The 14433-nt window shown below is 63.1% G+C and carries 11 protein-coding genes; 8 read left to right on the forward strand and 3 right to left on the reverse strand.

The genetic code is table 11. The features are described 5' to 3' along the window. Window positions 1-27 precede the first annotated feature (27 nt). The 4 genes from ACILSO_RS04165 to ACILSO_RS04180 all read left to right on the forward strand — a co-directional run bounded on the left by ACILSO_RS04165 (window position 28) and on the right by ACILSO_RS04180 (window position 7193). Complete coding sequence (locus ACILSO_RS04165; protein ID WP_395736108.1) at window positions 28-1350, forward strand: sensor histidine kinase; 1323 nt, start codon at window positions 28-30, stop codon at window positions 1348-1350. Window positions 1351-1500: 150 nt separating this feature from the next. After that, on the forward strand, window positions 1501-4428 hold the full coding sequence (locus tag ACILSO_RS04170) for a putative inorganic carbon transporter subunit DabA (RefSeq protein ID WP_395736109.1): 2928 nt from the start codon (window positions 1501-1503) through the stop codon (window positions 4426-4428). A gap of 36 nt (window positions 4429-4464) precedes the next feature. Beyond that, entirely contained in the window at window positions 4465-5787 is a 1323-nt protein-coding gene (locus ACILSO_RS04175; protein WP_395736110.1) for a proton-conducting transporter membrane subunit, read from the forward strand. 14 nt (window positions 5788-5801) lie between these two features. Further along, on the forward strand, window positions 5802-7193 hold the full coding sequence (locus tag ACILSO_RS04180; protein ID WP_395736111.1) for a proton-conducting transporter membrane subunit: 1392 nt from the start codon (window positions 5802-5804) through the stop codon (window positions 7191-7193). On the opposite strand, the gene ACILSO_RS04185 is transcribed toward ACILSO_RS04180, so the two are convergent. From ACILSO_RS04185 to ACILSO_RS04195, 3 genes are read right to left on the reverse strand one after another with little or no spacing between them, the layout of a single operon-like run. Then, window positions 7187-7801, reverse strand: a complete 615-nt coding sequence (locus ACILSO_RS04185) for an RNA polymerase sigma factor (protein ID WP_395736112.1) — start codon at window positions 7799-7801, stop codon at window positions 7187-7189. The genes ACILSO_RS04180 and ACILSO_RS04185 overlap by 7 nt on opposite strands. Further along, window positions 7779-8237, reverse strand: a complete 459-nt coding sequence (locus ACILSO_RS04190; protein WP_395736113.1) for a Spy/CpxP family protein refolding chaperone — start codon at window positions 8235-8237, stop codon at window positions 7779-7781. The genes ACILSO_RS04185 and ACILSO_RS04190 overlap by 23 nt, the downstream gene beginning before the upstream one ends. Next, window positions 8234-8509, reverse strand: a complete 276-nt coding sequence (locus tag ACILSO_RS04195; protein ID WP_395736114.1) for a hypothetical protein — start codon at window positions 8507-8509, stop codon at window positions 8234-8236. The genes ACILSO_RS04190 and ACILSO_RS04195 overlap by 4 nt, the downstream gene beginning before the upstream one ends. Before the next feature lie 85 nt (window positions 8510-8594). Between ACILSO_RS04195 and ACILSO_RS04200 the strand changes: the two genes are divergently transcribed. From ACILSO_RS04200 to ACILSO_RS04215, 4 genes are read left to right on the forward strand one after another with little or no spacing between them, the layout of a single operon-like run. Beyond that, on the forward strand, window positions 8595-9632 hold the full coding sequence (locus tag ACILSO_RS04200; protein WP_395736115.1) for a patatin-like phospholipase family protein: 1038 nt from the start codon (window positions 8595-8597) through the stop codon (window positions 9630-9632). Then, entirely contained in the window at window positions 9586-11073 is a 1488-nt protein-coding gene (locus ACILSO_RS04205) for a phenylacetate--CoA ligase family protein (RefSeq protein WP_395736116.1), read from the forward strand. Before ACILSO_RS04200 ends, ACILSO_RS04205 begins: the two co-directional genes overlap by 47 nt. A 4-nt stretch (window positions 11074-11077) precedes the next feature. Continuing rightward, window positions 11078-12349, forward strand: coding sequence for a thiolase family protein (locus ACILSO_RS04210; RefSeq protein ID WP_395736117.1), 1272 nt, complete (start codon window positions 11078-11080; stop codon window positions 12347-12349). Between the two features lie 35 nt (window positions 12350-12384). Further along, window positions 12385-14424: a 3-hydroxyacyl-CoA dehydrogenase NAD-binding domain-containing protein gene (locus tag ACILSO_RS04215; protein ID WP_395736118.1), complete on the forward strand. Its 2040-nt coding sequence runs from the start codon at window positions 12385-12387 to the stop codon at window positions 14422-14424. Window positions 14425-14433 lie beyond the last annotated feature (9 nt).

Here is a 14433-nt window from a genome sequence, read left to right on the forward strand (position 1 = left end):
GGCAGTTTGAGCCTTCTACCTGCCACCATGTCCTTCACTTTCCTTCGCATCACCGAGCGCTATGTGCTGCGTGTGCTTGCGCTGGGATTCCTGCTGGTGATGGTGCTGCTGGGCACGGCGGGCCTCATCGCCGTGCGACAGAGCCAGGGCATCCGTCGGGGGGTGGAGCAGATGGCGCGGGACCAGTTCCTCATCGCCCGTCTGCGGCAGGATGTGCAGTCGGAGGAAAACACCATGACGGCGGTGCTGCATCAGTTTGCGCAGATCGAGCTGAAGCGCGCGGATCTCGTCAGGCTGTTGCAGGAGCTGGATGAGAGCGACCGCCAGATCTCCCGGCTGGGAGTCGAAGTTCGCTCCCTGGCGGGTGCGGATCTGTGGGCGGATCTGGACCGTGGCGTGAAAGCCTTCACCCTGGAATGCCATCGCCTGCTGGAAAGCCGCGAGCCGGTGCAGCGGGAAAAACTGGAGACGCTCTTCACCCACCATGGCCGTGTGGTGGAGCTGGTGAACAAGCTGATCGTCAGCAGCTCCGAGCACCTTACCAAAACCGAGCACGAGCTGGAACTGCAGTCCCAGGAGTTCAGCGATGAATCCACCCTGCTGCTAGGTTCCAGCTTCATCCTGGCCGCCATCTCCGCCGTGCTCACCATTTCCTTTGCCCGCAAGAGCATCCAGCGCATCCGCTGGCAGTCCGAGGAGCTGAGCCGCGTTTCCTGGCACATGCTGCAGACGCAGGAGCAGGCCGCCCGGCGCTTCTCCCATGAGCTGCACGATGAACTGGGCCAGTCGCTCGCCGCCGTGCGGTCGAACCTGACCAAGGGCTCCACGAATGATCTGGACTCCCTGCGCGCCGACTGCCTGCACCTGGTGGATGAATCCATCGCCAATGTGCGCGAGCTTTCGCAGCTGCTGCGGCCCGTGATTCTGGACGACTTCGGCCTCGATGCCGGCCTGCGCTGGCTGGCGGAGAAATTTGGCCAGCGCACGCGGCTGAAGGTGGACTATGTGTCTGACTTCACCGGCCGTCTGGCGGATGAAACGGAGACGCATCTGTTCCGCATCGCCCAGGAGGCCTTTACCAACATCGCGCGGCACTCCGAGGCCTCCGAAGTGAAGATCACCCTGGCTCGGCGGGGCCAGAGCATCTGCCTCACGATTGAGGACAATGGCAAAGGATTGCCCAATCACAGCGGGGACATCATTCACAGCCCGAGCCTGGGCATGGTGGGCATGCGTGCGCGAGCGCGCCAGTCTGGCGGCGAGCTGACGGCCACCAGCCTGGACCCGCAGGGCCTGCGCATCGAGGTGGTCATACCGCTGCAGCTCCCGCCGGAGGAGCCGGCGGTGTAAGCCCCGCGCCGGAGGCTGCGGCAGCCCCTGCCGGGTGACGGGGCGAAAGCGCGGAAAAAGCGCCTCCCTCCGCCCGTAACGGAATACCCCTTGATCAGGGGATGGCGGCGCTTTCTCCGTCTCGGTTATAGCTTTGCCTACCCATCTTCGATGCACATTCACACCCATTCCGGCACTTGTGGCTGTCACGTGCCTGAAAAGGACACGCTGCCGGCAGGGGAGCGCATGGAGCATCTCCGGGAGGCGGTGGCGAATGCGTCGCTTCTCCTGCCCGCCCAGGGCCCCATAGGCGTGTTCGTGCACCACAACACCTTGCACTCCCTGCAGCACAAGAAATTTGAAGAAGCCGTCGTCGAGGGCGGGCATTTGTTTGGGGGGGAGCCGTTTCTCGCCGAAGAAGCCTACCAGCAGGCACGCAGCAGCGGGCGGATTTTGGACGAAGACATCGACGCCATTTTGGACCGTGAGCTCGATGCGGAGATCCTGCCCGGGAGGCTGACCCGCCGCCAGCTGCGGCGCGTGATGCTGACGCCCGGTGTGCGGCGCGTGAATGGCGTGAACATTTCCTGGCAGATCGAGGAAGGGGACTGGCTGCAGGCCTTCCGCCGGGACGTGCCGGAGGCCGCCCGACGCCTGCGTGGCAAGGACCGCCCCCAGGCCCTGTGGGACGCCTGTCTGGCCCGCGTGAAGCCCTCGCCCGCGCCCGCGCCCGCCATGACCCAGCGCCCGCGAGATGCCGTGCTGGCACAACGTGGTATCGACCTGGATCTGCTCATTCATCCGCCGCTCATCCGGCTCACGGGGGCTTATCTTGACCAGGGCATCGCCTACTGGCCCATGCCGCTGCGGGAGGAGGGGCTGCTCAAGGCCGTGCGCAAAATCATGTCGCAGGGCCTGGCGATGTTTCCCGCGCATCTCAAAGGGGTGCGCACTGCATTCCAGAGGCAGGCGTCCGCCGGCATGAGCGCCGAGGCCGTGGTGCTGGAGGCGCTTGCTCAGCTCGCGGTGCCCGCGGAGCAGTGGGAGGAATACCTCGCCGCGGAGCTGCTGGCCCTGCGTGGCTGGGCCGGCATGATCCACATGCTGGAAAAGGATGCAGCCCTCGCGCCGCACGACCGCGTGCGCTGCTCGGTCATGGAGTTTCTGGCGCTGCGTCTCACCTACACCGTGGCCGCGCTGCAGGACATCTCGGGAGACACCTCCGCATGGCGCAGCGCCAAACTGCCTTCGCAGAGGACAGACCCTCTCAGCCACATTGCGCGCGTGTTTGATGTCGCGCAGCTCGTGGGGCTCAGCAGCAGTGCCTTGCTCGCGCTGACGGATGAAGAGATCGCGGTTCTGGATCATGAGATCCTCGCCTGCCACGAGACGGAGCGCCGGCGGCTGCTCCATCTGGCCTACGAGCGCCGGCATGAGCGCAGCATTCTCATCCCGCTGGCAAAACACCGCGTCCTGCCGCGGGTGGTTCCGCAGAGCGACAGGCTGGTAGCGCAAGTGGTCTTCTGCATCGACGAGCGTGAGGAGTCCATCCGCCGTGCGCTCGAAGAGGTGGACCCCAGCATCGAGACCGTCGGTGTCGCCGGCTTCTTCGGTGTGGCCATCAACTACGCGGGCATCGACGACGCAGGCGGAGTCTCCCTCTGCCCCATCGTGGTCACACCCGGGCATGCGGTGCGTGAAGTGCCGGTGGAGGAGCACGCGCAGCGGCATGAGCAGCGTGCTGGACTGCGCCGTGTCTGGGCGCGGATGGCGCGCAACGGCTTCATCTCCTCGCGCACGCTGGTGCGTGGCTGGCTCAGCACCGCCTGCCTGGGCTTCCTCAGCCTGTTCCCCCTGGCGCTGCGTGTCCTCACCCCGCTGTCTTACGGCCGCTTCATCAAGCGCCTCAATCGCGCGTTCCTTCCGGAGCCGAAGACCGAGTTTGCCTACATGCGGGATGATGAATCCTCCCGCGATGCCACCACCGGGCTCATGCGCGGCTTTACCACCCAGGAGCAGGCGGACTGCGTCTATGCCGTGCTCGGGCCGGCGGGTCTGCACAAGGGGCATGCGCGTCTGGTGGTCATCCTGGGGCATGGCTCCACCAGTTTGAACAATCCGTATGAGTCCGCCTACTGCTGCGGTGCCTGCGGCGGGCGCAGCGGTGCGCCGAATGCGCGGCTGTTTGCCCTCATCGCCAATCGTCCCGCCGTGAGGGAGGCCCTGCGCGCCAAAGGCGTCATCATCCCCGAAGACACCTGGTTCATCGGCGGTTATCACGACACCTGCAGCGACGACATTGACTACTTTGACGTGGATCTGCTGCCTGAGACCCACCATGGCGACTTCATGCGCGTGCAGCGCTCACTTGGCAAAGCACGCATGCTCAGCGCGCACGAGCGCACGCGGCGCTTTGAGGCAGCGGGCGCGCGCATCTCACCGGAGCGCGGCCTGCGGCACGTGCAGGAACGTGCGGAGCACATCGGCGAGCCGCGGCCTGAATACGGCCACTGCACCAATGCCGTCACCTTTGTGGGGCGGCGTGAAATCACCAAAGGCCTGTTTATGGACCGCCGCGCTTTCCTCGTCTCGTATGACGCCGCCAAAGATCCTGCTAACGAGGCGCTGGCGCAGGTGCTCGGCGCCGTGGTGCCCGTGTGCGGGGGCATCAATCTTGAATACTATTTCTCCGCCGTGGATGTGGAGGCCTATGGCAGCGGCACCAAGCTCCCCCACAACGTCACCGGCCTCATCGGTGTGATGAACGGCTACCAGGGGGACCTGCGCACGGGGCTGCCGGTGCAGACGGTGGAAATCCACGAGCCGGTGCGCATTCTCTTCGTGGTGGAGACCACGCCGAAGCGGCTCATGCACGTGATCAACGCCAGCGCGGAGCTGACTCAGTTCGTGGGCAACCAATGGATCCGTCTGGCCACCATGGACCCCGATGACGGTCATGTGGAGGTGTACCGGGACGGCGTGTTTGAGAAGCTCGTAGGAGATGAAGAGCCGCTGCCTGTGGCGCGTACTTCCATGGCCTGGTATCGCGGCAAAAGGGAGCACCTCGGTCTGGCCCGCATCGATCCAAAGGCTGCATGAGCGGCGCGGCTGACTCCTTTCATTTTTATACCGACCATGTCTCTGCAAACACTGCTCCCGCTCCTGATCGCCACTCCGGCGGGAGTGTTTCTGCTGCTGAGCGTGGTCTGGCTGCTCGGCGGCCATGTGCCGGAACGTGTGCTGTCCCGCATCACCAAGGCGGTGTATGCCTTTCTGGTCGTGGTGGCGGCCATGATCGGCTGGCAGATGCGTGCAGGCGGCCTGAACGCCGTGCATGTGGAGCTGGGAGACTGGTTTGCCGTGGAGAGTTACCATTTTCCACTGTCTCTGCTGATCGACCGGCTCTCGCTCGCGCTGGTGGGCATCACAGTGGTGCTGGCGGGCATCGTGGGTTCGTTCTCGGTGCGCTACCTGCATCGGGATCCCGGTTTTTTCCGCTTCTTTCTGCTGCTCTATCTCTTCACCTTTGGTGCGCTGCTTGTCTTCACCGCGGCCTCGCTGGACCTGCTGATCTGCGGCTGGGAGATCGTGGGCATCACCTCGGTGCTGCTGGTGGCCTTCTTCCAGTATCGCCCGGAGCCGGTGGGCAATGCGCTGCGGGTGTTTGCCACCTACCGCGCGGCAGATCTCTTCATGCTGGTGGCCATCTTTCTCGCGCATCATTGGTTTGGCACCGCCACATGGCCGGGCCTTTTGGGTATTGAGAACTCGGGTGCGAGCTTCATCGCGGTGCTGCTGGTCATCGCTGCGGGTGGCAAATCTTCGCAGGGGCCGTTCTGCGGCTGGCTGGCGCGTGCCATGGAGGGGCCCACGCCCTCCAGCGCGGTATTTTACGGCGCCATCTCGGTGCATGCCGGGGCCTACCTGCTGCTGCGCATTGAGCCGCTGATCCGTCAGTCAGCGGCCGCCACCGCGCTGGTCATCTTCATCGGCCTCAGCACAGCATTCCTCGGCACGCTCATCCACCGCACCAGCGCCGATGCCAAGACCTCTCTTGCCTATGCGGCGCAGACACAGATCGGCCTCATCTTTGCGGAGATCGGCCTGGGCTGGACGACTCTTGCTCTCATCCATCTGGTCAGCCACGCCATGCTGCGCACGCTGCAGTTCCTCCGCACGCCCTCCATGCTGCGGGACTACCACCGCATCCATGCCGCAGCCGGCGGAAAACTCAGCCCGACTGGGAGCCACTACGAATCCCTGCTGCCAGCCGCCGTGCAGCTCTGGCTCTACCGCTGGGCGCTTGGCCGCGGCTTCTACGACTCTCTGATGGACCGCTGGGTGGTGGCCCCCATTCATGCGCTGGCACGCATGCTGGCTGTCTTTGAACCGAGATTCCCACAGCGGACGACTGAAGCTCCGCACGCAACCAAGACGGTGGAGACGACCGTGTCCTGACTCCCACAGAAGCCATGGAACATCTATCTCTGCCCTTCTGCACCGCCGGACTGACCTCTCTGCTGGGCGGTGTGGTGGGCTGCTGGCTTCCCAGAGGATCGCGCAAGCCTGCTATCATGGCGGCGCTGATCACGCTCCTGTGTTTTGGAGGTGCTGCCAGGGAAGCGCTGGCGGCGGGGCACGCCCGGCTGCTTGATCCGCTGCTGCCATTTTTTGCGGCGGATGGTCTCAATGCGGTGCCAATGGCCTTCTATGCGGCGCTGACTCTCTTCGTCGTGGTGCTGGCTCCCAAACGCGATGCGGAAGGCCGCGTCGTGGCGGGAATGCTGCTCGTCTCCCTCGCGACGCAGGTGGCTTATGCCTCCGCAAATCTGTTCGTACTGGTCGCAGGCTGGTGCCTTTCATGCGTGCCTTTTGCCCTTGGTATGGTGGGTGGCAGGCGTGAAACCAAGCTCGCCAACGGCATTCTACTGGCAAGCTGTGCAGCGCTCGGAGCCGCTGCCATCATGCTGCGCACCGCGACCTTTGAGGATCTCTCCACTGGCGGCAGGCTGGCGTTTGGGCTGATCATTGCCGGAGTGGTGCTGCGCAAAGGCCTGTTTCCCTTCCATGCCGGTGTGGTGCAGTCATTTGAAAAAGGACCGCTGCTGCCGAAGGCGCTGCTCTTCAACGGACACCTCGGCGTGCTGCTCGTGGCACGTGCAGAATCCGCCGGGCTGCCGCACATCGCCCGGCAGGCGTTTGACGTGCTCGGCATTGCAGCGGTGGCCACGATTTTCCTGGCCAGTTTGCGGGCGTTTGCAGAAAAGAAGCCGCGGCGGCTGCTGGCGTTCGTGTGCATCAGCCAGGCCAGTTTCATGCTCGCGGGCATCACCACGGCCAATGCTGCGGGCATCACCGGCGCGCTGGTGCACTGGCTCGTCGTCGCGGTGGCGTCCACCGGGCTGATCTGCATCGTGCGTGTGCTGGAGGTGCGCGTTAGCAGCGCCGAAGATCCCATGATGCATCTGGGCCTGGCGGCGAAGGCTCCACGGCTGGCCACGTTCTTTCTGGTCTGTGGACTCGCCCTCGTGGGCCTGCCTGGCACGCTTGGCTACTGCGGCGAAGAGCTCATGTTTCACGGCATGCTGGCCAATCACATGGCCGTGGGCATCACCCTTCTGGTGGCCACCGTTTTCAATGCCATCAATCTCATCCGCCTCTTCAACATCCTTTTTCTGGGTGTGCTGCCCAAGCACGTGATCGACATCCCCGATGCCCTGCCGCGCGAGCGCTGGCCGCTCACCGCCTGCGTGGTGTTCCTCATCTTCGGCGGCCTGTTTCCCAGCGTGATCATCGGCTGGCGCGAGGATGCGGCGGAGGTCATCGCCAAAGCCCTGGGCCTCGCCACCGGCGCGGCTCACTGACCTTCCTCATTCCACCAGCGCAGCAGCATCTGCCTTGCGCGGTAGATGCGGCCTTCCGTGCCGCGTACGGAGCAGTTCAGCACCTGCGCGCATTCTTCGTGGCTGAGACCTTCCATGGCGGAGAGCATCAGCGCCGAGCGCAGTTTTTCCGGCAGCAGCGCCAGGCCGCGCTCGAGCTTCTGCATCTCGCTGCGCCATTCCGCATTCGCATCGGGTGCGTTCTGCGGGCAGGCCGGCGCTTCTTCGAGGTGTTCGATCGTGGTGGTGCTTTCACGCTGGCGTGCGCTGCGCGATTTGGCGCGGTCACGGCAGAGGTTCAGGGCGATCTGATAAAGCCATGTGGAAAGCCTTGCACGGCCCTCAAACTCCGGCAGCGCCTGCCACGCGCGCACAAAAACATCCTGGCAGACTTCACGCGCATCCTCCACGCAGCGCAGCCAGCGGCAGCAGAAGCCGAAGAGCTTTTCCTCATGCTGCCGTACGATCCACTCAAACGCCGCCATGTCGCCCGCCTGCGCGGCACGGACGTGCAGCGCCTCCGCTGACTCATCAGCGGCGGCTGCGGCCTGCGGCGCCAGCATGGCGTCAATCGCGGGTGAGGCTGTCATGGGTCCATTCCAGAAGTTTGGCCGCCTGCGCGGGCCGCAGGTAGCGTTTCATCACAAAAAAATGCTCCAGCGTGGCACGTTGCAGCGCCCCTTGTGCTTTGTTTAGCCGCTCCAGGGCTGAGTTCATCGCGGCTTCATTCACATTGGATTCACGGATGGTCTGTGCCAGCGCCACGTCGGCCAGTCGGATTTCCTCCTTCAGCTTCACGCGCTGTTTTTCAAATTCATCCTCCAGCGGCGCGAGTTTTTCATGCTGCTCAGGCGTGATGTCCAGGTGCTCATGCATCCACGCATGCAGATCTGTTGGTGCGTGATCATGTGCATGGCTTTCGCCATGGCGGTGCAGCGTCCAGTCTGTGACCAGCCAGGCCGTGCCGCCTGCCAGGGTGACGGAGAAAAACACGGAAATCAGCACCCATTTCACGCGCGAGGTCATTGCGGTCCTCCCGTGCGGAAAAGCTCCATGGTGGGCGGCGTGGTGTGCGTGGTGTCACGTGACGCGAGGAGCCAGCCGATCAAGCAAGCTGTCGCGATGCCGGACACGGCGGCCAGGATCAGCAGCCACTGGACGAATGAACGCCAGCGGCGCGCGCGCCCGTCATCCGCCCGGACGCGGGCCATGATCGTCTCCTGCAGCGCACCCGGCAGCGCCGCCGGAGGGGCGGTGGCGGCATGTTTGAGCATACGGCTTAGATCCGAATTGTTCATGGCACACGATCTATGCACAAAGATTCGCAATATTTGAATCATTTTCTCACTGACGCGGTCTAAAACACCAACAACCCAGCAGGCCATGAACACCCAGCTCCAGCTTCCCTTCCGGGGATGGAGTCGTGCCGAAGAAAGCTCCAAGTACGGCTCCGGGGGTGGCAAAACACCCCGAATCGGGTTGGTTCTTTCCAGTGGTGGAGCGCGCGGCCTGGCGCATGTGGGCGTGATCCGCGTTTTGGAGGAGGCGGGTGTTCCCATTACGGCCATCGCGGGTTGCAGCATGGGGGCTTATGTGGGCAGCCTGTGGGCGGCAGGTCTCAGTGGTGCGGATTTGGAGGAGCGCGCCCGGGAGATCAAAGACCGGCCCACCCTCAAGGCCCTCATGGACTTTAACATTCCGCCCTCCGAGGGGCTGATCCGCGGAGAGAAGCTTCGCAAGCATCTGGAGCGGGATCTGGGAGACAAGACCTTCGCCGATCTTGAAAAACCTCTGCTGGTGGTCGCCACGGATCTGGACCGCCTTACGCCTTTTGTGTTTGATTCAGGCATCGTGTCGCACGCAGTGCATGCCAGTTCAGCCATACCGGCAGTGTGCGCTCCCGTGAGGCTCAACAACCGTCGCTACACCGATGGCGGCGTGTCGGAGCCGCTGCCTGTCACGCTGCTCAAAAAACGCTTCAAACTCGACGCCGTCATCGCCGTGAACGTCATGCCCACACCGGCGGATGTGGAAGCTGGTGGTGATCAGGCCTTCATCCAGGGAGACAAGCCTGCTGCCCGCGCCTTTTCGCGCATTTTCCGTTCCTTCTGGCAGAAGGTGAACCTGCTCGCCGATGGCAATGTGCTGGACACGTTCCGCCGCGCTTTGATGGCGGCGCAGCTGCATCTCATCGCCAAGGAGGAAGCCGCGGCGGATGTGGTCATCCATCCGCGTTTTGCCGCCTCCACGTGGCATGACTACGAACACTTTGAGCAGTACCTGCAGGCAGGTCGTGAGGCGGCGCTCGCCGCTCTCCCTGCCATCCGCGCACTGCTTCAGACCGAAACCAACCTCAACCAGGAGACAATCAGCCATGAAATTTCTCCATTACATGCCCGACTGGAACGACACGCCGCATGAGGCATGGCGTGAGTGGCAGCTCAAGCAGCTGCGCCATTATCTGCAGCATCGCGTCATTCCCTTCAGTTCGCACTACCGTCGTTTCTTCGCAGAGCACGGCATTGAGCCGCAGGACATCCGATCGTTTGATGACTGGAGCCGCGTGCCCTTCACTTCGAAGAAGGATCTGGTCAATCCGCGTGACTTCGTGCTCGTGCCCGAGGAGACGCTGCTGCGCCATGAACCTGGCATGATCGGCACCGCGCTGCTGCACGGGCGTGCCGCCGCCAAGGAAAAGGCGGAGGCGGAGTTTCGCCCCATCCTCCTCACCAGCACCACGGGCCGCTCATCGGATCCCGTGCCTTTTCTCTACACCAAGCACGATCTGCACAATCTGGACATCAGCGGCAGCCGCCTGATGCTGGCCGGCCGCTCGCAGAAAGACTTCAAGCACATCAATCTCTTCCCCTATGCGCCGCATCTGGCCTTCTGGCTGGCGCATCATGCAGGGCTTGGCTTTGGCACCTTCATGCTCAGCACCGGCGGTGGCAAAACCCTCGGAACGGAAGGCAACATCAAGCTCATCGACAAGATCCAGCCGGACATTCTCATCGGCATGCCCACCTTCATGTACCATGTGCTGCGTGAGGCCTATGAAACCGGCAGGCAGTGGCCCAATCTGAAGCGCATCGTCCTCGGTGGTGAAAAAGTCGCCGATGGTCTTCGCGCCCGTCTGCTCGAACTCGCCAGTCTGCTCGGCAGTCCTGATGCCCACGTGATGGCCACTTACGGCTTCACCGAGGCGAAACTGGCCTTTCCAGAGTGCGTTGGTCACTCGCATGAGGCCAGCGGTTATCACCTCAGCCCGGACCTCGGCATGGTGGAATTGATCGATCCTAAAACGGGTGAACTCGTGCCTGATGGTCAGGCGGGTGAAATCGTTTTCACGCCTCTCAACGCCCGCGGCACGGTCGTGCTGCGCTACCGTACCGGCGACATTGCCGAAGGTGGCATGACCTGGGAGAAATGCCCCAACTGCGGCCGCTCCTGCCCACGCCTGCTTGGACCCATCTCGCGCGTCAGCGAGGTGCGCGAGCTGCATGTGGACAAGCTGAAGGGCACCCTGGTGAACTTCAACCTGCTCGAACATCTGCTCGATGATCAAAAAGGCATCGCCGCCTGGCAGATCGAATTGCGCAAGCGCCATGACGACCCGCTCGACACCGACGAAGTGCATCTGCATCTCACCGCCGAGCCCGGTGTGCGCGAGTCCGAACTCCAGCTCGCCGTTTCCCGCCGCTTCCACGAAGCCACGGAGATCACTCCAAACGGACTGCACTTCCACCCGCTCGCGGAACTTCGTGAGCAGCTCGGCATCGGCCGCCTCCTGAAAGAGGAAAAGCTCGTCGATCATCGCCCGAAACATCAACCCGCCGCATCCCATGTGGCACTCAGCTCTTAAAGCCATGAAAACGCCTTCTCTTGTCATTGTTGCCGCAGCCCGCACGCCGTTCTCGCGCGCTGGCTCGGATCTCGCTCAGCTCGATGCCGTTGACCTTGGACGCCACGCCGTCTCCGCCTTGCTCACTCGCACGGGTATTGATCCCATGCTGGTCGACGAAACCATTCTCGGCTGCGTGGGCCAACCGCCGGAAGCTATGAACATCGCCCGTGTCATCGCGTTGCGTGCGGGACTTCCGGAGTCCAAGCCTGCCATGACTGTGCACCGCAACTGCGCCTCCGGTCTTGAAGCCCTGACGCTCGCGCATGCCAAAATGTGCGCGGGGCAGGGGGAGGTCTTTGTGGTCGGCGGCACGGAAAGCATGAGCAACATGCCGTTCTATTTCTCACGGCCTGCCGTTGAAAAATTTACTGCCATGAACCGTGCGCGCGACTTCGGCGGCCGTGCCAAGGCCGCGCTGCATTTTCGTCCCTCGGACTTTGCTCCAGTCATTGGGATCAAGCTTGGTCTTACCGACCCCGTCTCCAGTTTGAACATGGGCCAGACGGCGGAGGTGCTCGCGCGTGAGTTTGGCATCACCCGGGAAATGCAGGACGTCTTTGCCATGCGCAGCCATCTGCGCGCCACGCAGGCCAATCACCTGCTCAATCAGGAGACCGCACCCGTGCTGGGCAAGCACGTGGTGTCTGCGGACAACGGCATCCGCTCGGATTCCAGCCTGGAAAAATTGGGCAAACTCAAACCGCTTTTCGACACCGTTACCGGCAGTGTGACCGCAGGCAACTCCAGCCAGATCACCGATGGCGCAGTGGCCCTTCTCGTTGCCACGGAAGAAGCCGCCGCCGCTCACAATTGGAAGCCGCTGGGCCGTCTGGTCAGTTATGCCGCCACCGGCTGTGATCCCGCACGCATGGGGCTCGGCCCTGTGCGCGCGCTGGATGCCGCTCTGCATCGCAGCGGCTGGAAGCTGGACGACGCGGACGTCTTTGAAATCAATGAGGCCTTCGCCGCCCAGGTGCTCGCCGTCATGAAATGCCTCTCCGATCCCAACAGCGCCCGCCGCGCCGGACTGGAGGCGCCGCTGGGCGAGCTCGACCCCGCCAAGGTGAATGCCTGCGGTGGAGCCATCGCGCTTGGCCATCCCGTGGGAGCCACCGGCGCTCGCCTGGTGCAGACCGCGCTCAATCAACTGCACGCCAACGATGGAAAACGCGCGGTGGTCAGCCTCTGCGTTGGCGGCGGCCAGGGCATGGCCGCGTGCCTGGAGGCCCTATGAATTTAAAGCACAACCTCTGCATCCAACTTAAAGCCATGAAAACTTTCTTCACCAGCTGCCCCGCGATCATTCACGATCCACCCCATGTCCTGGCGGATATCATCCATCAGGGCCACCCGATACCGCCGAAACATTTCCGGCTCGAAATAGACCACGATGGAATCGCGTGGATCACGTTCGATTCACCGAAGTCTTCGGTGAACGTCTGGAACGAGGAGACGCTGCGCGAGTTCAATCACCTGCTGGAGACCATTGAGCATGACACGCGTGTGAGGGCGCTCGTGCTGCGGAGCGCGAAGGATCGCATCTTCGTTGCAGGGGCCGACATCAAGGCCATCCGCAACATGCAGAATGTGCGGGTGAATGAACTCATCTGGCTTGGCCAGGCCGTGTTTGACCGCCTCGCCCGGCTGAAGGTGCCGAAGGTCGCCGCCATCCACGGGGCCTGCATGGGCGGCGGTTTTGAAGTGACCCTCGCCTGTGACTGGCGCATTGCCAGCGACAGTGACAGCACCAAGATCGGCCTTCCAGAAACCCAGCTTGGAATTCTGCCGGCATGGGGCGGCTCCACGCGCCTGCCACGCCTCATCGGTGTGCGCAAGGCGCTCGATCTCATCACCAGCGGCAAGCTGCTGAATGCCAGCGAGGCAAAGCGCAAAGGCCTCGTCAGCCATGTGGTGCCGCCGGAGCGCCTGGACACGCTTGCCCGCCGCCTCGTGCGGGGCAGGAAACCCGTTTTCCGTTATCGTTTTGAAAACCTTCTTTCGCCGGTCATTGGTTTCATGGCGGAACGCAAAGTGCGCGAAAAGACGCGCGGACTTTACCCTTCCGTCACCAAGGCCGTCGAAGTCGTCACGGATGCCGTGCATGGCGACATCGAGAACGGACTGCTGCTGGAACGCAATGCCGTGGCCGAACTGATCAAGAGCCACGATTCGGCCCGGTTGATCGATCTATTTTTCAAGCGCGAAGAAGCCAGCAAGCGTCCTGCTGCCAGCGGGACGGCCCTGCCCATCCACGATGCCACCGTCATCGGTGCGGGCGTGATGGGCGCAGGCATCGCGCACACACTCGCTTCGCGTGGCGTCCGCGTTCTTATGACGGACGTCTCCAACGACAGCCTCGCGCGTGGACTGGAACGGATTCATGGCCTCGTTTCAGACGCCACGCGCCGCAGGCTGGTGACCAAGGTGCAGGCCCGCGACACGCTGGACCGCATCAGCACCACGCATGTCCCGGTGCCGATGAACCGCCAGCATCTCGTCATCGAGGCGGCCACCGAGAGCATGGATCTGAAGAAAAAAATCTTCGCCGACCTCGCCGCGCGTGTTTCGGAGGACACCATCCTGGCCACCAACACCAGCGCGCTTTCCGTGGCGGAGCTGGCCAAAACCGTGCCCCATCCGGAGCGTGTCATCGGCCTGCATTTCTTCAATCCTGTGCACCGCATGCCGCTGGTGGAGATCATCACTCTGCCTGAAACCTCGGCAGACGTTCTCGCCACGGCGGTCAGCTTTGTGCAGAAGCTGGGGAAGACCCCCGTCGTCGTCAAAGACAGCCCCGGATTTCTGGTGAACCGCATCCTGGTGCCCTATCTCATGGAGGCCGTGCGCCTGCATGAATCCGGCATCCCCGTGAAGGACATCGACGAGGCCATGCTCGAATTCGGCATGCCCATGGGGCCGATGCGCCTGCTCGACGAAATCGGCCTTGATGTGGCGGCTCATGTGGCCAAAACCCTCGCGGACGCTTTCCCGGATCGTTTTCCCCACACCGATGCTCTCGACAAGCTCGTGAGTGCCGGCCATCTCGGCAAAAAAACCGGCCAGGGCTTTTATCGGTACGAGAAAGGCCATGAGGTCGCAGACACATCTCACGCCGACCTGCCACGGCATGAAAGCATCCAGACCAACCTCGCGCTCCTGATCAGCCAGGAGGCCATGCGCTGCCTCAAGGAAGGCATCGCCCGCAACGCGGATGACATCGATCTCGCCATGGTGCTCGGCACCGGCTACCCGCCCTTCCGCGGCGGCCCCATCACTTTCGCCCGGGATACGGGCATCATCGATTATTAAACAAACACA

Origin of the sequence: Prosthecobacter sp. (genome assembly GCF_044226605.1) — a bacterium.
Taxonomy (GTDB): Bacteria; Verrucomicrobiota; Verrucomicrobiia; order Verrucomicrobiales; family Verrucomicrobiaceae; genus Prosthecobacter.